At 70.8% G+C, this 19,451-nt stretch carries 17 protein-coding genes; 10 read left to right on the top strand and 7 right to left on the bottom strand.

The features are described from left to right. Window positions 1-5: 5 nt before the first annotated feature. The 4 genes from ASE14_RS05240 to ASE14_RS20905 are packed head-to-tail and all read right to left on the bottom strand — an operon-like array spanning window position 6 to window position 4,319. On the bottom strand, window positions 6-1,091 hold the full coding sequence (locus ASE14_RS05240; protein WP_082600201.1) for a MoxR family ATPase: 1,086 nt from the start codon (window positions 1,089-1,091) through the stop codon (window positions 6-8). Continuing rightward, entirely contained in the window at window positions 1,088-2,365 is a 1,278-nt protein-coding gene (locus ASE14_RS05235; protein ID WP_056651913.1) for a DUF4350 domain-containing protein, read from the bottom strand. Before ASE14_RS05235 ends, ASE14_RS05240 begins: the two co-directional genes overlap by 4 nt. Next, window positions 2,362-3,048, bottom strand: a complete 687-nt coding sequence (locus ASE14_RS05230; protein WP_200953279.1) for a DUF4129 domain-containing protein — start codon at window positions 3,046-3,048, stop codon at window positions 2,362-2,364. The genes ASE14_RS05235 and ASE14_RS05230 overlap by 4 nt, the downstream gene beginning before the upstream one ends. Further along, window positions 3,045-4,319: a hypothetical protein gene (locus tag ASE14_RS20905; protein WP_200953278.1), complete on the bottom strand. Its 1,275-nt coding sequence runs from the start codon at window positions 4,317-4,319 to the stop codon at window positions 3,045-3,047. The genes ASE14_RS05230 and ASE14_RS20905 overlap by 4 nt, the downstream gene beginning before the upstream one ends. Before the next feature lie 159 nt (window positions 4,320-4,478). Here ASE14_RS20905 and mtrA point away from each other — a divergent pair, with 159 nt between their 5' ends. The 6 genes from mtrA (at window position 4,479) to secA (ending at window position 13,249) form a co-directional block, all read left to right on the top strand. Next, the gene (gene mtrA / locus ASE14_RS05220) at window positions 4,479-5,159 is read left to right on the top strand and encodes an MtrAB system response regulator MtrA (protein ID WP_056651907.1); all 681 of its coding nucleotides are present in this window, start codon (window positions 4,479-4,481) and stop codon (window positions 5,157-5,159) included. 8 nt (window positions 5,160-5,167) lie between these two features. Further along, the gene (mtrB, locus tag ASE14_RS05215) at window positions 5,168-6,919 is read left to right on the top strand and encodes an MtrAB system histidine kinase MtrB (RefSeq protein ID WP_082600199.1); all 1,752 of its coding nucleotides are present in this window, start codon (window positions 5,168-5,170) and stop codon (window positions 6,917-6,919) included. After that, window positions 6,912-8,597: a GerMN domain-containing protein gene (locus ASE14_RS05210; protein WP_162257702.1), complete on the top strand. Its 1,686-nt coding sequence runs from the start codon at window positions 6,912-6,914 to the stop codon at window positions 8,595-8,597. The genes mtrB and ASE14_RS05210 overlap by 8 nt, the downstream gene beginning before the upstream one ends. A gap of 93 nt (window positions 8,598-8,690) precedes the next feature. Next, window positions 8,691-9,542, top strand: a complete 852-nt coding sequence (locus ASE14_RS05205) for a ComF family protein (RefSeq protein ID WP_056651901.1) — start codon at window positions 8,691-8,693, stop codon at window positions 9,540-9,542. 23 nt (window positions 9,543-9,565) lie between these two features. Further along, entirely contained in the window at window positions 9,566-10,273 is a 708-nt protein-coding gene (hpf, locus tag ASE14_RS05200; protein ID WP_056651898.1) for a ribosome hibernation-promoting factor, HPF/YfiA family, read from the top strand. Between the two features lie 189 nt (window positions 10,274-10,462). Then, the gene (secA, locus tag ASE14_RS05195) at window positions 10,463-13,249 is read left to right on the top strand and encodes a preprotein translocase subunit SecA (RefSeq protein WP_056651894.1); all 2,787 of its coding nucleotides are present in this window, start codon (window positions 10,463-10,465) and stop codon (window positions 13,247-13,249) included. Between the two features lie 93 nt (window positions 13,250-13,342). Here secA and ASE14_RS05190 read toward each other — a convergent pair whose 3' ends face one another. Next, window positions 13,343-13,792 carry an Rv3235 family protein gene (locus ASE14_RS05190; RefSeq protein WP_235511109.1) on the bottom strand — a complete coding sequence of 150 codons (450 nt, stop codon included), beginning with the start codon at window positions 13,790-13,792 and terminating at the stop codon, window positions 13,343-13,345. Between the two features lie 184 nt (window positions 13,793-13,976). Between ASE14_RS05190 and ASE14_RS05185 the strand changes: the two genes are divergently transcribed. Beyond that, window positions 13,977-14,579: a hypothetical protein gene (locus ASE14_RS05185; protein ID WP_056651889.1), complete on the top strand. Its 603-nt coding sequence runs from the start codon at window positions 13,977-13,979 to the stop codon at window positions 14,577-14,579. A 12-nt stretch (window positions 14,580-14,591) separates the two neighbouring features. On the opposite strand, the gene ASE14_RS05180 is transcribed toward ASE14_RS05185, so the two are convergent. After that, window positions 14,592-14,885 carry a helix-turn-helix domain-containing protein gene (locus ASE14_RS05180; RefSeq protein ID WP_056651888.1) on the bottom strand — a complete coding sequence of 98 codons (294 nt, stop codon included), beginning with the start codon at window positions 14,883-14,885 and terminating at the stop codon, window positions 14,592-14,594. Between the two features lie 122 nt (window positions 14,886-15,007). Here ASE14_RS05180 and ASE14_RS05175 point away from each other — a divergent pair, with 122 nt between their 5' ends. The 3 genes from ASE14_RS05175 to ASE14_RS05165 are packed head-to-tail and all read left to right on the top strand — an operon-like array spanning window position 15,008 to window position 18,432. Continuing rightward, on the top strand, window positions 15,008-15,637 hold the full coding sequence (locus ASE14_RS05175) for an SAF domain-containing protein (RefSeq protein WP_056651885.1): 630 nt from the start codon (window positions 15,008-15,010) through the stop codon (window positions 15,635-15,637). Between the two features lies 1 nt (window position 15,638). Continuing rightward, window positions 15,639-16,886, top strand: a complete 1,248-nt coding sequence (locus ASE14_RS05170; RefSeq protein ID WP_056651882.1) for a P-loop NTPase — start codon at window positions 15,639-15,641, stop codon at window positions 16,884-16,886. Window positions 16,887-16,938: 52 nt separating this feature from the next. Continuing rightward, a complete protein-coding gene (locus tag ASE14_RS05165) occupies window positions 16,939-18,432 on the top strand; it encodes a sensor histidine kinase (RefSeq protein ID WP_056651879.1) in 1,494 nt (497 codons plus the stop codon). 80 nt (window positions 18,433-18,512) lie between these two features. Here ASE14_RS05165 and ASE14_RS05160 read toward each other — a convergent pair whose 3' ends face one another. Next, window positions 18,513-19,430: an RNA polymerase sigma-70 factor gene (locus ASE14_RS05160; protein ID WP_056651875.1), complete on the bottom strand. Its 918-nt coding sequence runs from the start codon at window positions 19,428-19,430 to the stop codon at window positions 18,513-18,515. Window positions 19,431-19,451 lie beyond the last annotated feature (21 nt).

Genomic DNA, 19,451 nt, shown 5'->3' with positions numbered 1-19,451 from the left:
CATCGTCAGAGGGGTACCTGCACCTGTTGCACGATCGACTGCAGCACCGCGTCGACCGAGACGCCCTCGAGCTCGGCCTCGGGCCGGAGCTGCACGCGGTGACGCCAGACGGGCAGCAACATCGCCTGCACGTGGTCGGGGGTGAGCGAGTCGTATCCGGTGAGCCAGGCCCACGCCTTCGCCGCGGCGAGGAGCCCGGTGGTGCCGCGGGGGCTCACGCCGAGCCGCATCGAGGGGCTGCGGCGGGTCGCGCGCGCCAGGTCGACGAGATAGCCGAGCACGTCGTCTTCGACCCGAACAGCGGATGCCGCGGCGCGCGCCGCAGCGAGCTCCGGCGCGCCGAGCACGGGGGTGACCCCGGCCGCGGCGAGGTCGTGCGGGTCGAAGCCGTCGGCATGGCGGCGGAGGAGCGAGAGCTCGGCGTCGCGCTCGGGCACGTCGAGCACGAGCTTCAGCAGGAACCGGTCGAGCTGCGCCTCGGGCAGGGAGTAGGTGCCCTCGTACTCGATCGGGTTCTGCGTCGCCGCCACCATGAACGGGTCGGGGAGCGGGCGGGTCACGCCGTCTGCGGAGACCTGGCGCTCCTCCATCGCCTCGAGCAGGGCCGACTGCGTCTTCGGCGGGGTGCGGTTGATCTCGTCGGCGAGCAGGATGTTCGTGAACACCGGCCCCTCGCGGAACGCGAACTCGCCCGATCGCGGGTCGTACGCGAGCGAGCCCGTGACGTCGCCGGGCATGAGGTCGGGGGTGAACTGCAGGCGGCGCGTGTCGAGCTGCAGCGTGCGGCTCAGCGTGCGCACGAGCAGGGTCTTCGCGACGCCGGGCACGCCCTCGAGCAGCACGTGGCCGCGCGTCAGCAGCGCGATGATGAGGCCGGTGACTGCGCCGTCCTGTCCGACGACGGCCTTGCCGACCTCGGTGCGCACGCGGTTCAGCGCCGCACGGAGCTCGTCGTCGGTCGCCGCGCCGGTCGAAGCGTCGGTTGACGCGTCGGTCGAAGCGCCGGGCGAAGCGCCGGTCGAAGCGTCGGTTGACGCGTCGGTCGAAGCGCCGGTCGCCGCGCTGGTCGAAGCGGAGATGGGGTCGGTCATGGTCGCCTTCCTGTGGGGTCGTCACGATCGGGATGCTCGGCGGCGTGAGCGCTGCCGGAAGCGCGCGGTGCCGCGGCCCGGGGGTCGAGCGTGCGATGCACCTCCGCCTCGAGTCGGGCGAGGTCGTTCGCGAGATCGACGAGTTCGCGGTCGTTCGCGGGGAGGGCGCCGACGAGCAGGCGGTGCACGGATGCGCCGTCACGGCCGGTCGCGCGCGCCGCGGCATCCGTCACCTGGTCGACGTCGGCCGACCGGGGGAGGCGGAGCACCCGCGCGATGCGCCGGATCGTGCCCATGCGCAGCTGGTCGAGGGCGTGGGTGCGGGAGGCGGTGCGGGCGTACATGCGTGCGCGCCCCTCGCTCGTCTCACCGGCGGGCACGTGCACGGGTAGCCGCTCGACGACGAGCGGACCGAAACGACGCCCCTGCCAGACGCCGGCGACGATGACCACGACGATCGCGAGCACCATCACGGGGCTCACCCACCCCGGGGTCAGCTCGCCGAGGGTCGGTGCATCGGCGGCATCGACGTCGGCGGGACCCGGCAGGTACCAGACGAGTTCGTCGGTGACTCCGGTGAGGCCGATCGCGAGCGCCGCGTTGCCGGCGCCGGTGATCGTCTCGTTGGCGAAGACCGTGGTCGCGCCGACGATCGTGAGATCGCCGCCGGCCGAGCTCGGACCGTTCGCGACGGCGAAGCCGAACTCGCCGTCGCGGAAGCAGCCCTCCCAGCCGGCGTCGGCCGCGCCTTCGTCGACGGTGACGAGGCGCTGTCCGTCGGACAGGGAGCCCGCCGACTCGGCCGGGCCGAGATCGCAGGCGACCTCGTCGAGGGGCCCGCTGGCGGCCCCGGCGAAGCGGATGCCGGGTGCGAGCGTCTCGAGCGCGGTGAATCCGGGTTCGACGACGACGAGCCGTTCGGCCGCCTCAGCGAGCTCGGTCAGCCGGTCGTCGTCGAGGAGGCCGTACTCGTCGTAGAGGAGCACCGTCGCCGTGCCGTCCGCGGCGTCGAGTGCGGCGTCGAGCGCTCGCGCCTCGGTCACCGTCACGCCATGGTCGCGGAGGACCTCGACGAGCGCCTTCGCCCCCGCGGGGCCGGGGTTGTCGGGCGCGAGCGGTGCGCCGGGCTGGCGGGCACCGCCCTGGATCGCGAGCACGAGCAGCGCGCCGATCACGAGCACCGCGGCGATCACGATCCAGGTGCGGCGGTGGCGGATGAACGCACGCACGGTCGGCGTCACCACGGGTGCGCCGGCCTCGAGACTCGCCGTCATCGAGCGACCCCGACGGGGTCGAGATCGGCAGCGGATGCCCCATGGTCGCCCCGACCCGTCGGTCGCGCCTCGGCGATGCGCCGTTCGAGTGCCGTCACCCGCTCGTAGTCATCGGGCGAACCGCGTCCGCCGAGGTATCGAACGGCGTCGAAGTCGGCAGCGGCAGCGCGGAGGTCGGCGTCGAGTTCGGGGAACGCCGCCGCCGCGGCATCCGCGAACGCCCGCGCCGTGGTGCCGGGGTGCACCGTGACGATCTCGCGCTCGACGAGTCCGCGCACGATGGCGCGGAACCGCTCCTCGATCGCGAGCGGCCAGTCGCCGGCCGAGGCCGCCGCAGCGGCCGCCCGGCGGAGCGTCTCGAGATCGCGTCGATCGTGGTCGTCGAAGAGCGGCACCTCGCTGCGCCGGCGACGACGCAGCCGCGGCACGCCGAACACGAGGAGTCCGACGACGACCACGGCGAGCGCGAGCAGCACGAGGAGCAGGGTGAGCACGGGTGTCGGCAGACCCGTCGCCCCCTCGAAGAGGCCGACGATCCAGTCGCGGATCGCCTGCATGGCGAGGTCGAATGGACTCGGCCTCGCGGCCACGTACTCCGGCCCGCCCAACTCGGCTTCGAGCCACCGGCGCGCCTCGGGCGCGTCGGGGTCGAGCGGGGTGCCGCGAAGCAGGGTCACGGTCACGCGGGGCCGGGTGCGGCAGGCGGCACCGGCGCGGGAGGAGCAGGCGGAGCAGTGGGCGCCGGGGCCGGAGCGCGGTAGGGGTCGGTCACGGGCAGACCCGCGTCGCGCTGCTCGACGTGGCGCACGAGGTCGAGATCGAGGGCCTCCGTGCGCATGCGCAGGTCGATGTAGATGACGGCGACGAGCGCGGCCTGCACCACGGCGGTGATCGCGCCGATCAGGAGGGAGAGGATCAGCGTGATGACCATCGTCACGACGGTGACGGCGACGGCCGCTCCCGAGCCCGTCGGGTCGATGATCGCCGCGAGCACCGTGCCGATCAGCGAGACCGGCTGCACGACCACCTGCGAGGCCAGATTGAGGAGGACGCCGACGAGCACGAGCGTGCCGAACGTGCGCCAGAAGAAGCCGCCCGTGAGTCGCCACGAGCGCCGCATCGCGGCACCGACGCCGACGCCTTCGAGCACGATCACGCTCGGCACGAGGGCGAGCTTCGTGCCCAGCCAAGCCGTCAATGCCGCGATGCCGAGCCCGGCCAGGATCGTGACGAGGATCGCGACGATGAGCGCGGTCGTGCCGGCGAGTGCGGCGAGCACGATGACCAGCACGAACGCGAGCACGACGACGAGGAGGGCGCCCGTGATCATCGCGGTCCACCCGAGGAGGGGCCAGATGCGCTTGGCCGCACGCTTCCAGAGGGCGCCGAACCCGAGTCGTTCGCCGAGCGTGCCGCTGGCGACCTCGACGACCATGACGCCCTGGAGGAATGCGCTCGCCACGAGCGAGAGCGCGAGGGGCACGAGCATGAGGAGCACGAATCCGCCGACGGCCCCCGAGGCGACGGCGTCGGCATCCGCGGAGGATGCGCTGTCGATGCGGGAGAAGACGAAGACCATGAACGGCACCATGACGGCGAGCGTCGCGATGACCGAGACGAGCTGCACGACCAGCCCGGTGCCGAAGGTGGCGGCCGGGTTCCGGCGCAGGACACGGAACGGCGCCCACAGCAGGGTGCCGAAACCGAGGGGTCGCAGCGGCAGCAGGCCGGGCTTCGGGGGCGGCGTCCAGCCGAGCGGTGCGCCGACCGGCGGTGCCACGCCGTAGCTCGGCGGCGCGACGGGCGGCGGCGCGTACACCGGGGGCGGGAAGGCCGGCGGCGCGTAGGCCGGGGGTGGGAAGGCCGGCGGCTCTGATCGAGGCGTGGCCGCGGCATCTGGAGCGGGCGGCTGAGCGGGAGCACCGCCGGGCGCCTGCCAGTCGTGGTCTGACACCTGTGTGACTCCTTCCGGCGGATTCCAACCATGCTCGCACACTTCGCCGACCCGCCGATGTCCCTCCACAGGGCATTCTGGTGGCCTTCCCGCCTCGACCGACTACGCTTGACGCACTGGTTTCGGCCGTGACCCGGCGGTGCTGACAGGAATGAACGGATGAATCCACGCGTACTCGTCGTCGATGACGACACGGCCCTCGCCGAGATGATCGGCATCGTGCTGCGCACCGAGGGCTTCGAGCCCTTCTTCTGCGCCGACGGCACGGGAGCGCTCGCCGCCTTCCGCGAGTCGAAGCCCGACCTCGTGCTGCTCGACCTCATGCTCCCGGGCATCGACGGCATCGAGGTGTGCGGGCGCATCCGGGCGGAGTCCGGCACGCCGATCATCATGCTCACCGCGAAGACCGACACCACAGACGTCGTCAAGGGCCTCGAATCGGGTGCCGACGACTACATGGTCAAGCCCTTCAACCCGAAGGAGCTCGTCGCGCGCATCCGCACGCGCCTTCGCCCCGCGCCCGATCAGGCGGCCTCGACGCTCGGCATCGGCGACCTCACGATCGACGCGGCCGGCCACGAGGTGCGCCGAGGCGACACACGTATCAACCTCACCCCGCTCGAGTTCGACCTGCTGCTGACGCTCGCCTCGAAGCCGCAGCAGGTCTTCACCCGCGAGATGCTGCTCGAGCAGGTCTGGGGCTACCACTACAAGGCCGACACCCGGCTCGTGAACGTGCACGTGCAGCGCCTCAGGGCGAAGGTCGAGCACGACCCCGACAATCCCCGCATCGTGATGACGGTGCGCGGCGTCGGCTACCGAGCCGGCGCGACCACCTAGGCGGGCGGATGTCGCAGGCGGAGGCCCCGGCACTGTTCAGTGCCGGTTCGTGGCGAGACATCGTGAATGGCCTCGCCGCACTGCCGCGCCATGCGGTCGAACTGTGGCGGCGCTCGCTGCAGTTCCGCACGGTGATCATCACCTTCGCGCTCTCCTCGCTCGCGATCTTCATCATCGGGCTGTACATCTCCTTCAGCATCGCCTCCAACCTCTTCAAGACGCAGCTCGAGGGTGCGCTCGAGGACGCGAACGACGCGACGAGGGCCGCGCAGCTCATCCTCGAGGGATCGGTCGCGTCCGACCGCGCGTCGATGCAGGAGGTGATGGCCGACATCGAGCGCACCGTGCGCAGCGTGTCGGGCAGCGCGTCGATCGCGTACTTCCAGCCCGACGACGTCACGAGCGAGAGCGCACCGCCGACGCGCATCGCGCCGAGCCTCTCGGGCGTCATCACGCCCGAACTGCACGAGCAGGTGCGTTCCGGCGAAGCCGGTCAGTACTGGCAGTCGGTCGCGCTCGAGGGCAGATCCGGCGCCGACGATCCCGGTGTGGTCGTCGGCAGCACCATCGCCGTGCCCGCGGTCGGCGACTACGAGCTCTACATCGGCTACAACTTCGCCGCTGCGCAGGCGACCCTCTCGTTCATGCAACTCGTCGGCACGATCGGCGCGGTGGCCCTGCTCGTGCTGCTGAGCGGCATCACGCTGCTGGTGGTCCGCTGGGTGATCGAGCCCATCCGCTCGGCGGCGATGACGAGCCGTCGGCTCGCGGCCGGCGACCTCGGCGTGCGCATGCCCGAGAAGGGCGAAGACGAGTTGGCCACCCTCGCCGCCTCGTTCAACGGCATGGCCGACAGCCTCCAGGCGCGCATCCGCGAGCTCGCGGAGCTCTCGGTGATGCAGCAGCGCTTCGTCTCGGACGTCTCGCACGAGCTCCGCACCCCGCTGACGACCATCCGGCTCGCCGGCGACGTGCTCTACGGCCAGCGCGACGACTTCCCCGGCCCGACCTCGCGCACCGTGGAACTGCTGCACACCCAGACCGAGCGGTTCGAGACCCTCCTCTCCGACCTGCTCGAGATCAGCCGCTACGACGCTGGCTCGGTCGAGCTCGCGACCGAGCCGACGAATCTCGTGCATCTCGCCGGTGATGCGATCGAGTCGATGCACGAGCTGGCCCGCAGTCGCGGCAGCGAACTCCGGCTCGAGGCGCCGGGAGGCCATCTCGACGCGAAGGTCGACCCGCGCCGCATCCGACGGATCGTGAGGAACCTGCTCGGCAACGCGATCGAGCACGGCGAGGGGCGCCCGATCGTCGTCGCCGTCGACAGCAATGCATCGGCCATCGCGCTGTCGGTGCGGGACTACGGACTCGGCATGACCGCCGACGAGTCGGCACGCGTGTTCGACCGGTTCTGGCGGGCCGATCCGAGCCGCACCCGGACGATCGGCGGCACCGGCCTCGGGCTCGCCATCGCGCTCGAAGACGCCGTCGCCCATGGCGGCACCCTCGAGGTCTGGTCGCGACGCGGCTCGGGCACCGTGTTCCGGCTCACGCTGCCACGCGCGGGTGTCGAGGGCGACGAGCCGCTCGTCTCGCCGCTGCCGCTCGAGCCCGACGACATCGATGCCACGGGCCCGCCGGCGACCGGCGTCGTGCGCGCGGTCGCGACCGAGACGACCGTCGAGACGGATGCCGCGGGGCGCGCTGCGGCATCGAAACGGGCCGGCACCGGCGGCTGGGAGGCGAACGATGCGTAGACGAGTGCTCGGGACCTCCGTCCTCGCGGTCGCGGTGCTGTTCGCCGGCTGCGTGTCCATTCCGAGTTCCGGTGGGGTCAACGCCGAAGCGCCGGCGCCCGCAGAGGAGTCGCTCGAGCTCGACACGATCGTTCCCGGCCCGGTGCAGGATGCGAGTCAGCTGCAGATCCTCGAGGGCTTCATCGATGCGGCTGCGAGTCCGCGCAACGGCTACCAGGTGGCACGCCAGTTCCTCACTCCGACGTTCGCCGACGAGTGGAGCGCCAGCGACGGCGCGACCATCGACGTGCTCGCCGATCGCGGGTTCACCGAGGTCGGGGAGACGTCCATCGTCGTCGACGCGACGCCCGCTGCCCAGCTCTCGCCGACCGGGCAGTACGACATCTCGGAGTCGACCCCGATCGAACTCCGGTACGACTTCGAGCAGGTCGAGGGTCAGTGGCGCATCTCGCTGGCGCCGCCCGGGCTGCTCACCGACCAGACCACGTTCTCGCAGGTCTTCCGCAGTTATCCGCTCTTCTTCTACTCGGGCGACTTCGACTACCTCGTGCCGGACCTCCGCTGGTTCGCCGGCCGGGATTCCGCACAGACGAGCATCGTGCGCGCCCTGCTCGTCGGCCCCTCCGATTGGCTTGCGGCAGGCGTCCGCTCGGCGTTCCCCGAGGGCACTCGGCTCGCTTCGGCGTCCGTTCCGGTGTCCGGCCGGGTGGCGAGCGTCGATCTCTCGGGCGCCACCGACGACGACATCGTGAACGTGCAGCGCATGCAGGAGCAGCTGGACGAGAGCCTCGACGGCGTGCGCAACGTCGACGACGTCGCCCTGTCGCTCAACGGCGTCGAGCAGAACGTTCCCGAACTCTCGCCTGCGCCGCTGAAGAACCCACCGGTCGATCCGCGTCCCGTCGTCTTCGACGGCACGACCTTCGGCTACCTCGCAACCTCAGGAGAGGGCATCGAGCAGATCCCCGATCTCTCGCCGCAGGTGGAGGCGCTCGCTCCCATCGGCGCCGCGCTCGGGTCGGGCGGCGAGTCGGCTGCGGTGCTCACCGGTGCCGGAGTGTCGATCGTTCGAGCGGGTGAGGAGGCGGTGCCGTTCGATCCGCGCGACGGGCTGATCGTGCCGGCACTCGACGGTCACGGCGTCGTTTGGACGGTGCCCGGCGCCTTCCCCGATCAACTCGTGGTCCGACCGGCAGACGGATCAGCCGACGCGGTGCAACTTCCGGTGCCGTGGAGCGGGTCGTCGATCGCCGCGCTCGAGATCTCCCGCGACTCGACTCGGCTCGTCGCGCTCCTCGGCGACGGGAACGCGACCCACTTCGTCGCCGCCTCCATCCAGAGGGATGCCGCCGGCATACCGGTCGCACTCAGCACGGTCACGCTCGGGCTGGCGGACATCGTCGGCTCGCCGCGCGACGTCACCTGGCTCGATGCCGGCACCGTGGCCTCGCTTACGGCACTGCCCGGCGGCGGCACGCGAGTGATCACGCAGGAGCTCGGCGGGTTCGCCGACGATCCCCGACTGGGGCCCGATGACGCCACCGCGATCGATGGCGGCAACAGCGTGCGCGACATCCGGCTGCTGACCTCGGCGGGTCTTCTGGAGGTGCCGAGCGGAGTCGGCTGGCAGGCGCGCGCAAGCGGCATCCTGCTCATGGCGTCGCAGCAGCCCGACTGAGCGACTCGCCCTCCCCAAGGGGTTGACGGGCAGCATGCCGTCGCTCAGCCGTATGTCGAGTTCCGGAGGGTCGTCGTCCGTCAGAGTGGTCGCATGGCCGGTGACGCCGATCTGCCTCCCGATGGCGTTCGCCCTGCGCTCGGCCCGCTTCGGACGCTGGCGCGCGCGGCGCTGCGCGACGCGATCGCGGTGCTCCTCCCAGTCTCGTGCTCCGGCTGCGGGATTGCCGATCACGCCGTGTGCCCCGCCTGCCGCCTCGCCCTCGTTCCCGAGCCCCGCCGCCTCGAACGGGCCGGCCTGCACCTCTGGGCGGGCCTCGAGTACTCGGGCGTCGCCGCGTCGGTGCTCGGCGCCTTCAAGGACGGCGGGCGAACGGATGCCGCGTCGGCCCTCGCCTCCGCCCTGCGCGCCTCGCTCCTCGCCGCGCTCGCCGGAGTGCCAGACGGTACGTCGGTCGAGGTGTGCACGATCCCATCGACTCCCGCGGCCCGTCGTGCGCGGGGATACGTGCCCGTCGAGGTACTGCTCGGGCGCTGCGGCATCCGCTCCGTGCCGGTGCTCGAGCTCGCGAGGGAGCGAGAGGACCAGGCCGGACTCGATGCCGAGGCGCGGCGGCGCAACGCCGCTGGCGGACTCGTCGTCCGCGCGCGCATGCGCTCGTTCCCGCGCCTCGTGAACGGCACCGCGGCCGCGCGCTCCCCACTCGGCGGCCGTCGCTTCCTGCTCGTCGACGACATCGTGACGACCGGCTCGACCCTCGCCGAAGCGGTGCGAGCCCTTGCTGCGGCAGGCGGCGAGACGGTGGCGATCGCGGTGCTCGCCGAGACGCCGCGCAGGTTCCCGCGACATGCAGGGACCTCTCGGCATTCACTCCGTGACTTTGCTGCACAAGGGGGCTACGGTGGCAGGACAGGCGTGGTCGATCCACCCTTCAGAACCGGGTGACACGCCGGTGAACGGAGGTCGTCATGGAACTGAACATCGTCGGACGAAACCTGGGGATCACGGACCGTTTCCGCGCCTATGTGGCGGAGAAGTCCGAGAAGGTGTCGCATCTGGCAGAGCGCGCGATCTCACTCGACGTGAAGCTCAGTCGGCACAACGAGAAGAACGGCAACCCCGGGCCCGACCGCGTCGAGCTCACCCTCGTCGGCAAGGGACCAGTGGTCCGTGCCGAGGCAGACGGCTCCGACAAGTACGCGGCGTTCGACGTCGCACTCGGGCGATTGCTCGAGCGCATCCGGCGGGCGAAGGACCGCCGCAAGGTGCATCGCGGGGGATCACGACGGCCGACCTCGCTGCGCGAGGCCACCGATGTCGGATTCTCCGATGTCGGAGTGCACGCCGCGGCATCCGAGGTACTCGCGCAGGTACGAACCGGCAGCATCCCGGTCGTCGACGAGAACGAACCGCATGTCGACGAAGACGAGGTCTACACGCCGGTCGTCATCCGGCGCAAGATGTTCACGGCGGCACCGATGACGGTCGACGACGCGCTCTACTTCATGGAGCTCGTCGGGCACGACTTCTACCTCTTCGTCGATGCCGAGTCGGGCCGGCCGAGCGTGGTCTACCGGCGGAAGGGCTGGGACTACGGCCTCATCGGGCTCGACGAGCAGGCCGAGGAGCGGTCGACATCGACCTCGCCGGTCGAGTTGCAGCGCGCCAGCGCGTGACCACGGCCACCTGAGTCAAGTGCTCACCGACCCCGTCGGGCGGTTCGGCTCCGGCCGACCGCTCGACGAGGTCGGGAGGGTGCGGCTCGTTCCCCGCTAGCATGGCTATGATGGCCGTCTGCATGGCGGCAGCGGGCGTGCCCGGGTTCGATCCGCGGCCTTGCGCCCAACGACAACAGGAGAACATTCGTGGCTTCGATTCTGGAAAGGGTCCTCCGCGTCGGTGAGGGCCGCACCCTCAAGCGGCTGGAGAACTACGCAGCGGCGATCAACGCCCTCGAAGACGGATTCCAGGCGCTCAGCGACGACGAGTTGCGAAATGAGACCGTCGAACTCCGTGAGCGCTACGCGAGCGGCGAGTCGCTCGACGACCTGCTGCCCGAGGCGTTCGCCGCGGTGCGCGAGGCGAGCCGTCGCACGCTCGGCCTCCGCCACTTCGACGTGCAGCTCATGGGCGGCGCCGCCCTCCACCTCGGCAACATCGCCGAGATGAAGACCGGTGAGGGCAAGACCCTCGTCGCGACGACCGCGGCCTACCTCAACGCGCTCACGAGCCGCGGCGTGCACGTCATCACGGTCAACGACTTCCTCGCGAGCTATCAGTCCGAGCTCATGGGCCGCGTGTTCCGTGCCCTCGGTATGACCACCGGATGCATCGTCGCCGGCCAGAACCCGCAGGTGCGCCGCGAGCAGTACGCCGCCGACATCACCTACGGCACGAACAACGAGTTCGGCTTCGATTACCTGCGCGACAACATGGCCTGGCAGGCGAGCGACATGGTGCAGCGCGGCCACCACTTCGCCATCGTCGACGAGGTCGACTCGATCCTCATCGACGAGGCGCGCACGCCGCTCATCATCTCGGGCCCGGCATCGGGCGAGGCGAACCGCTGGTTCACCGAGTTCGCGAACCTCGCGAAGCGACTCGTGCCCGACGTCGACTACGAGGTCGACGAGAAGAAGCGCACGGTCGGCGTGCTCGAGCCCGGAATCGAGAAGGTCGAGGACTACCTCGGCATCGACAACCTCTACGAGTCGGCCAACACCCCGCTCATCTCCTTCCTCAACAACTCGATCAAGGCCAACGCCCTGTTCAAGCGCGACAAGGACTACGTCGTGATGAACGGTGAGGTGCTCATCGTCGACGAGCACACCGGCCGTATCCTCGTCGGTCGCCGCTACAACGAGGGCATCCACCAGGCGATCGAGGCGAAGGAGGGTGTGCAGGTCAAGGCCGAGAACCAGACCCTCGCGACCGTCACGCTGCAGAACTACTTCCGTCTCTACGCGAAGCTCTCGGGCATGACGGGTACCGCAGAGACCGAGGCATCCGAATTCATGTCGACGTACAAGCTGGGCGTGGTGCCGATCCCCACGAACAAGCCGATGGTGCGCATCGATCAGCCCGACCTCGTCTACAAGAACGAGGAGGCGAAGTTCGGCCAGGTCGTCGAAGACATCGTGGAGCGCCACAAGCAGGGCCAGCCCGTGCTCGTCGGCACCACGAGCGTCGAGAAGAGCGAGTACCTGTCGCGCCTGCTCGCCAAGAAGGGCGTGCGGCACGAGGTGCTGAACGCGAAGAACCACGCTCGTGAGGCTGCGATCGTCGCCCAGGCCGGCCGCCACGGCGCGGTCACGGTCGCGACGAACATGGCCGGCCGCGGTACCGACGTCATGCTCGGCGGCAACGCCGAGTTCATCGCCGTGCAGCTCATGCACGAGCGCGGACTCAGCCCGGTCGACACTCCGGAGGAGTACGAGGCCGCGTGGGACGAGGTCTTCGAGAAGGTCAAGGCCGAGGTCGCCGTCGAAGCCGAGAAGGTGCTCGCCGCCGGCGGACTCTACGTGCTCGGCACCGAGCGTCACGAGTCGCGACGCATCGACAACCAGCTGCGCGGACGCTCCGGCCGTCAGGGCGACCCGGGCGAGAGCCGGTTCTACCTGTCGCTGACCGACGACCTCATGCGCCTCTTCAACGCCGGCGCGGCCGAGAGCCTCATGTCGCGCGGCGTGCCCGACGACGTCGCCATCGAGTCCAAGGTCGTCTCGCGGGCCATCCGCTCGGCGCAGTCGCAGGTCGAGGCGCGCAACGCCGAGATCCGCAAGAACGTGCTGAAGTACGACGACGTGCTGAACCGTCAGCGCGAGGCGATCTACAGTGACCGTCGTCACATCCTCGAGGGCGACGACCTGCACGAGCGCACGCAGAAGTTCCTCGAAGACGTCATCGACGAGGTGCTCGACAGCCACACGGCAGAGGGCAACCCCGAGGAGTGGGACTTCGACGCACTCTGGACCGAGCTGAAGACGCTCTACCCGATCGGCATCACGATCGATGAGGTCGTCGCCGAGGCCGGAGAGAAGGGACGGGTCAACCGCGACTTCATCCGCCGTGAGATCCTCTCCGACGCGAAGGTCGCCTACACCCGCCGTGAGGAGCAGCTCGGCTCGCCCGCGATGCGCGAGCTCGAGCGCCGCGTCGTGCTCTCGGTCATCGACCGGCGCTGGCGTGACCACCTCTACGAGATGGACTACCTGAAGGACGGCATCGGCCTGCGAGCCATGGCGCAGCGCGACCCGCTGGTCGAGTACCAGCGCGAGGGCTACGCGATGTTCCAGCAGATGATGGGATCGATCCGCGAGGAGACCGTCGGCTTCCTCTTCAACCTCGAGGTCGAGGTGGCGCCGCAGGCCGGTGCCGCCGGAGCGAAGATCGAGGCGAAGGGACTCGGTCGCCAGGGGGCGGCCGACGACAAGCTCAGCTATTCGGCGCCGAGCGACGCCGGCGGTGTCGAGGTGCGCAACCAGCGCGGTCAGGTGCAGCAGGCGGCGACGCAGCGCGCCCGTCGTGCCGTGGCCGAGAACCAGGTGCCCGCGGCCGAGGAGTCGCGCGGAGCCTTCGGTCAGCGCACCGGTGGCGAGGTCGAGCCGCAGAACCGTGCGGAGCGTCGGGCCCAGGACCGCAAGGGTCGCTGACGGACGACGACGATACCCCGGTCGGTGCAGTGCACCGACCGGGGTTTCGCGTCTGCTGGACGTCGTGTTGCGCGGGCGAGAGCGTCAGCGTGCTCAGAGGACGCCGATGGCGCTCGCGCGCCAGCGCTGGTCGAAGCCCTCGATGCGGATCGCGACCGCTCGAGATCTCGCGCGCTGGTGCACCATGACCACGGCCTCGACGATGCCGTCGGCCGGTTCGCACAGGTGCACTCGGCCCACTGAGAAGGCCGGGCGCTGCGGTGACTGCCCTTTGGCCCGGCGAGCCCGAGCGGCGAGGACGACCCGCTTCGAGAGGTTGCGGTAGACGTCGTCGTCGACCCACCTCGCGAGCTGCTCGAGGTCGCGAGCGCCGGCCAGCGCCTCGATGACGCAGTGGGTCAGGCTGCGCAGCAGCGGCTCGGGGTCGGGCAGCTCGGTGCGGCGGGCGGGCTGGCGGGCGAAGTACTCGTCGTCGTCGAGGAGGCGCGCCGTCGAGGTGCGGGTCACGGCAGTTCGGGTGCCGATCGCGTCGCGTGCGGTCATCTGTACTCCATGGGGGAGGAGGGCTCGCCTGGTCTTTCGGCCGAGCGACAGGATCACCCCCGAGTGGGGGACGTCGGGTGATTCCTGTGTGAACCGTAGGTGAGCCTCCGTTTCGATGTCAAGAGGTTTCGCAACCCTGTGGATAACGTTTCGGATCAGGTGGTTCGCCATGTAGCGTCGCTGCATGCGCTGGGACCTGCTGTTCGACGACCTCGAGTCGCAGATCGACCAGGACCAGCGCGACGAGGAGCGCGCGCTCGCCGTCGAAGAGGAACGCCTGCGCCTCGGCCGCCTGACACTGCGCGATCGGCTCGCGTCGATCGCCCGGTCCGACGCCGACGACCCGGCCGGGTTCATCCGCATCGAACTCCATGGCGGGCGCACGATCGACCTCCGACCACAGGTGTTCGGCCGCGACTGGGTGAGCGGCCGGTCGGCGGAGGGGACACGAGGCGGTGCCGCGCAGTGCGTCGTTCCCATCGCGGCGATCGCCGCCCTGCTCCCCACCCGAGCGCAGTTGGAGCCGAGCCTCGCGTCGGTGCCCGAGGCATCCGCTCGCATCGCCGAACGTCTCGGCCTGCCGTTCGTGCTGCGCGACCTCTGCCGACGCCGCACGCCGGTGCGCCTCAGCACCCTCGACGGCGAATCGCACGGCACGATCGACCGGGTCGCGCGCGACCACATCGACCTCGCACTGCACGACGCCGATCGCCCGAGGCGTGAGAACGCCGTGCACGGCTACCGCATCGTGCCGCTCGCCCGCGTCCTGGTCGTGGACGTCGGCTGAGCGGAGTCGCGGTCAGTCGACCGGGCGAAGGCGCGCGCCGTGCGCGCCGGAGAGCTCGACGACGTTCGCGAACTCGCCCTGGTTCCAGGCCGAGAACTTGCGGGTCTCCTCGTACTGCAGCTCGATCCAGACCTCGAGCTGCACGCGCTCGATGCGCCACGGCCCGGTGGAACCGACCCGGATCGCCGGCAGCTCGCCGGAACGGACCAGTTCGTCGACGGCCGGGACATCGACGGCGAGGATCTCGGCCGCGTCTGCGAGCGTGAGGAACCGGCCGATCTCATCGCCCGAACCTGGAGAGGTCATGTGTTGATTATCGACCGGTTGCGGGTCGGCAGGGGTGATTGTGGATAACTTCCGGACCGTGTCCCGGGTTCGGGTGACGATAGACCCCGGCGCGACCCGGCGCCACTCCGAAGGGAACGCACATGACGACACGTCGCGAGCGGGGCGAGCGGGGCGCAATCCGGCTCGATCCGCGCCTGATCATCGGCATCGTGCTCATCGCAGGGTCGACCGTCGGCGTCTGGACTCTCGTGTCGGGACTCGACGACGGTGTCGAGGTCTACGTCGCCCGCGAAACGCTCACCCCCGGCACGCGCATCCAGGCGGACGACCTCGCCACAGAGTCCGTCCGGCTCGGCGGGAGCGGACAGCACTACCTCGCGGCGGGCGGGTTGCCCTCGGATGGGCTCGTCGTGGCCCGCACGATCGAGGCAGGCGAGCTCGTGCCGACGGCCGCGGTCGACGAGGTCGACCGCACGGGCCTCGCGACCGTCGTCGTGCCGAGCAGGGGGCCGCTGCCCGCCGGCATCGCCGCCGGCGCCCGCGTCGACGTCTGGACCGCGAAGCAGGTCGAACGCGGCGGATTCGAGCCGCCGACCGTGCTCGTGCCGGGCGCCGAGATCGCCGGCGTCATCGAGAGCGAGGGGATGGTCTCGACCGCCGGTGTCTCGGTCGAGATCCTGATCCCGCGCGAGAAGGTCGCGGCACTCCTGGGGGCGCTCGCGACCGGTGACGCGATCGACCTCGTGCCCGCTCGGTCGACGGGGGAGTGAGGTGGCTCGACTCGCCCTCGCCCTCGACGGCTCGACGGAGGACCGGATCCTCGCCGACATCGTCGAGCACGGGCACACGATCGTCGCCCGGCTCGTCGGCTGGCGGGACCTCCTCGGAAACCTCGACGTGCTCGGTCCCGATGTCGTGCTCGTGGGGGCCGGCCGCGGCACGCTCAGCGCCGAGCTGCTCAGCGCGTGCGACGATCGCGGCATCCGCCTGGTGGCGCTCGCCGGCGGCGATGCCGAGCGGGCGCACGCCTCGCAACTCGGCCTGCACGAGGTCGTCGATGCGAACGCCCCATGGACGGAGATCGAAGCGCTCGTCAGCGGCGGCGTTCCCGTCCCGTCGCGAGTGGGCGACCGACGAGCGAGGGACGAGCGCGCGGCATCCGTCATCGCGGTCTGGGGCCCGGGCGGAGCGCCCGGCCGCAGCACGCTCGCCATCAACCTCGCCGCCGAGATCGCCGCGGCCGGACACACCGTCGCGCTCGTCGACGCCGATCCGTACGGGGGCGCGATCGCACCGGCGCTCGGCCTGCTCGACGAGGCGCCCGGCTTCGCCTCGGCGTGCCGTCTCGCCGGCGGGGACGCACTCGACCGTGCGGAACTCGAGCGCATCGCGCAGCGGTACACCGCGCCGCGAGCGGCATTCAACGTGTTCACCGGGCTCGTCGGGCCGAGCCGCTGGCCCGAACTCTCGCGCGACCGCGTGACGGCTGCGATCGGGGCGCTGCGCGACTGGGTCGAGTACGTCGTCATCGACACCGGGTTCAGCCTCGAGCATGACGAGGAGCTGACGAGCGACCAGTTCGCCCCGCGACGCAACGCCGCCACCTTCGCTGCGCTCGCCGCGGCCGACCGTGTCGTGGCCGTCGGCCTCGCCGATCCCGTCGGGCTGTCGCGACTGCTGCGCGGCCATGGCGAGCTCGTTGAGCTCGTCGAACCCGAACGGGTCGACGTCGTCGTCAACCGGGTCCGCACGAGTGCGCTCGGCATCGACGCGCACGGGCAGGTGCGTCAGACGCTGCGCCGCTTCGGCGGGCTCGGCGATGCCGCACTGCTGCCCCACGACGCCAAAGCGACGGATGCCGCGATCCTCACCGCCCGCACACTGCGCGATGCGGCACCGCGATCGCCGTTGCGCACGGCGATCCGCGATTTCGCGCTCGACGCGTTCGTGCCGGCACCCGAGCCCGTACGGCGGCGCGGGTTCGCGATACCGGTGCTGCGCCGGGCTTCGACCGGCTGAGGAGCGCATCGGGCTGCGACCCGAGGCGCGCACCGGGCAGTACGCTTGAGCTGTGTCGACCCTCAGTGATCTCGTCCTCGCCCAGGGCCGCAGCAGTCAGGCCGACGTCGACTGGCTGCACATGCTCGTCGGCGACCTGCAGCTGCTCGCCGATCTCGCCTTCGCCGACATCGTGTTGTGGGTCCCCTCAGGCGACGACGACTTCGTCGCCGTGGCCCACTCCCGACCGTCGAGCGCCGCGACCCTCTTCTACCGCGACTTCGTCGGCCAGGCGATCAAGCCGCAGTGGCGCGAGCTCGTCGGACAGGCCTACTCGACCGCGCGGATCGTCGATTCATCCGCCCCCGACTGGTACGAGGAGATGCCGACCCGGGTACGAGCGGTGCCCGTCATGCGCCGCCTCACCACGACCGGCACCAACGTCGCCCCAGAGCCCGTGGCCGTGATCACCCGGCACACGAGCCTCGGCGCGACGCGCACGCCGAGCCGTCAGGAGCTCACGTTCAACGAGTGCGCCGAAGAGCTCTTCCAGATGATCGCGTCGGGTGACTTCCCCGACCTCGGTGCCCCGACCGGGCCGCGCCGCGGCGCCCCGCGCGCCTCCGACGGACTCATCCGCCTCGACGTCGACGGCATCACGACGTTCGCGAGCCCGAACGCCCTCTCCGCGTTCAACCGCATGGGCTTCGACGACGAGCTCGAGGGCGAGTCGCTCGCGGAGGTGACGACGCGGCTCCTCGCCGGCAAGCTCGTGGTCGACGAATCGCTCCCGCTCGTCGTGACCGGCCGCGCGCCCTGGCGCACCGACGTCGAGTCGCGCGGAGTCACGGTCTCGCTCCGGGCGATCCCGATCCGCCACCGCGGTGAGCGCATCGGCGCCATCGTGCTGAGCCGCGACGTCACCGAGCTCCGCCACCAGGAGCAGGAGCTCATCACCAAGGACGCGACGATCCGCGAGATCCACCACCGGGTGAAGAACAACCTGCAGACAGTGGCCTCGCTCCTGCGCATCCAGGCGCGGCGCACGCACTCCGACGAGGCGCGCGAGGCGCTCACGCAGGCCATGCGCCGCGTCGGGGCGATCGCGGTGGTGCACGACACCCTTTCGGAGGGGCTGACCCAGAACGTCGACTTCGACGCCGTGTTCGACCGGGCCCTGCTGCTCGTCGCCGAGGTCGCCTCGGCGCACAACACGACGGCGCACCCGAAGCGGTCCGGCTCGTTCGGCGTGCTGCCGAGCGAGTACGCGACCCCGCTCGCGCTCGCGCTGACCGAACTCGTCACGAATGCCGTCGAGCACGGCCTCGCGGGCCAGGAGGGCGACGTCGAGATCACGGCCGACCGCTCGCAGACCACGCTCACCGTGACCGTGCGCGACACCGGTTCGGGCCTGCCGGAGGGCAAGGTCGGCGAGGGGCTCGGCACGCAGATCGTACGCACCCTGATCCAGGGCGAGCTCAGCGGCACGATCGACTGGCATACCGTAGTGGGCCGCGGCACCGAGGTCACGATCGAGGTGCCGCTCCGCTGGATCGCGCCGGCCTGATCGCAGCGGCCTGATCGAGCGGATGCCTCGGGCCGCCGCGCCCCGTCAGTTCCTGCGGGCGGACCGGAGGGTGCGCCTCCTCAGGCCTCGGCCCTGCCGCCGAAGAGGGCGAACGTATCGCCGACCGGTCCGAGGTGCACGAGCTTCTCGGGGTTCAGCTGGTTCGCGATGACCTGTGCCGAGCCGTCGGCGAACTCCACCATGAGCACGCTCAGCAGTGCGCCGTCAGGGGCTCGCACCCACAGCGCGGGCGCGCCGTTCACCGAACGTTGGTCGAATCGCACGCCGACCCGGCTTCCTCGCCGGACGAGTCCGGCGAGGAAGCGCGCCACGGCGACCGCGCCGTGCATGGGGTGCTGGATGGCGGGCGCCTTGCCGCCGCCGTCGCCGTAGAACACAACGTCGTCGGCCAGGCGGTCGACGAGACCGTCGACGTCGCCCGCCTCGAGCGCGGCGAAGAACGCGTCGGCGAGTGCCGAGTCGCGTTCGTCGATGCCGTCGAACCGTGGCCGCCGCTCGGCGATGCGGGCCTTTGCCCGGTGCATGATCTGACGGCAGGCCGCCTCGTCGCGATCGACGACCTCGCTGATCGCCCCGTAGTCGTAGGCGAACACCTCCCGAAGGAGGAACACGGCCCGCTCCACGGGACCGAGCCGTTCGAGCACGGCGAGGAAGGCGACCGAGAGCGTCTCGTCGCGTTCGATGCGATGTGCGGGATCCGAGTCGTCATCGGGCAGGGGCTCCGGCATCCATGGGCCGACGTAGACCTCGCGGTTGTGTCGCGCCGAGCGCAGCACGTCGATGGCGAGCCTCGTCGTGACCGTGACGGCGAAGGCGTCGGGATTGCGGATCTCCTCGCCGGCCACCTGGCGTTCCTGCAGGCGCAGGTAGGCGTCCTGCACGACGTCCTCCGCCTCGACGACGCTCCCGAGCATGCGGTACGCGATGGAGAACATGAGCGGTCGAAGTGCGTCCTGCGTCTCGCCGGTGATCGCCATTGTTCGAGGATGGCACACGTG

Origin of the sequence: Agromyces sp. Root81 (genome assembly GCF_001429165.1) — a bacterium.
Taxonomy (GTDB): Bacteria; Actinomycetota; Actinomycetes; order Actinomycetales; family Microbacteriaceae; genus Agromyces.
The sequence above is the reverse complement of the archived record's forward strand: the minus strand, read 5'-3'. Positions and strand labels throughout refer to the sequence as shown.

Coding starts and splice junctions, on each gene's coding strand:
- ASE14_RS05240 (WP_082600201.1), bottom strand. CDS start 1,091: ATGACCGACCCCATCTCCGCTTCGACCAGCGCGGCGACCGGCGCTTCG.
- ASE14_RS05235 (WP_056651913.1), bottom strand. CDS start 2,365: ATGACGGCGAGTCTCGAGGCCGGCGCACCCGTGGTGACGCCGACCGTG.
- mtrA (WP_056651907.1), top strand. CDS start 4,479: ATGAATCCACGCGTACTCGTCGTCGATGACGACACGGCCCTCGCCGAG.
- mtrB (WP_082600199.1), top strand. CDS start 5,168: ATGTCGCAGGCGGAGGCCCCGGCACTGTTCAGTGCCGGTTCGTGGCGA.
- ASE14_RS05210 (WP_162257702.1), top strand. CDS start 6,912: ATGCGTAGACGAGTGCTCGGGACCTCCGTCCTCGCGGTCGCGGTGCTG.
- ASE14_RS05205 (WP_056651901.1), top strand. CDS start 8,691: ATGGCCGGTGACGCCGATCTGCCTCCCGATGGCGTTCGCCCTGCGCTC.
- hpf (WP_056651898.1), top strand. CDS start 9,566: ATGGAACTGAACATCGTCGGACGAAACCTGGGGATCACGGACCGTTTC.
- ASE14_RS05190 (WP_235511109.1), bottom strand. CDS start 13,792: ATGACCGCACGCGACGCGATCGGCACCCGAACTGCCGTGACCCGCACC.
- ASE14_RS05185 (WP_056651889.1), top strand. CDS start 13,977: ATGCGCTGGGACCTGCTGTTCGACGACCTCGAGTCGCAGATCGACCAG.
- ASE14_RS05180 (WP_056651888.1), bottom strand. CDS start 14,885: ATGACCTCTCCAGGTTCGGGCGATGAGATCGGCCGGTTCCTCACGCTC.
- ASE14_RS05175 (WP_056651885.1), top strand. CDS start 15,008: ATGACGACACGTCGCGAGCGGGGCGAGCGGGGCGCAATCCGGCTCGAT.
- ASE14_RS05160 (WP_056651875.1), bottom strand. CDS start 19,430: ATGGCGATCACCGGCGAGACGCAGGACGCACTTCGACCGCTCATGTTC.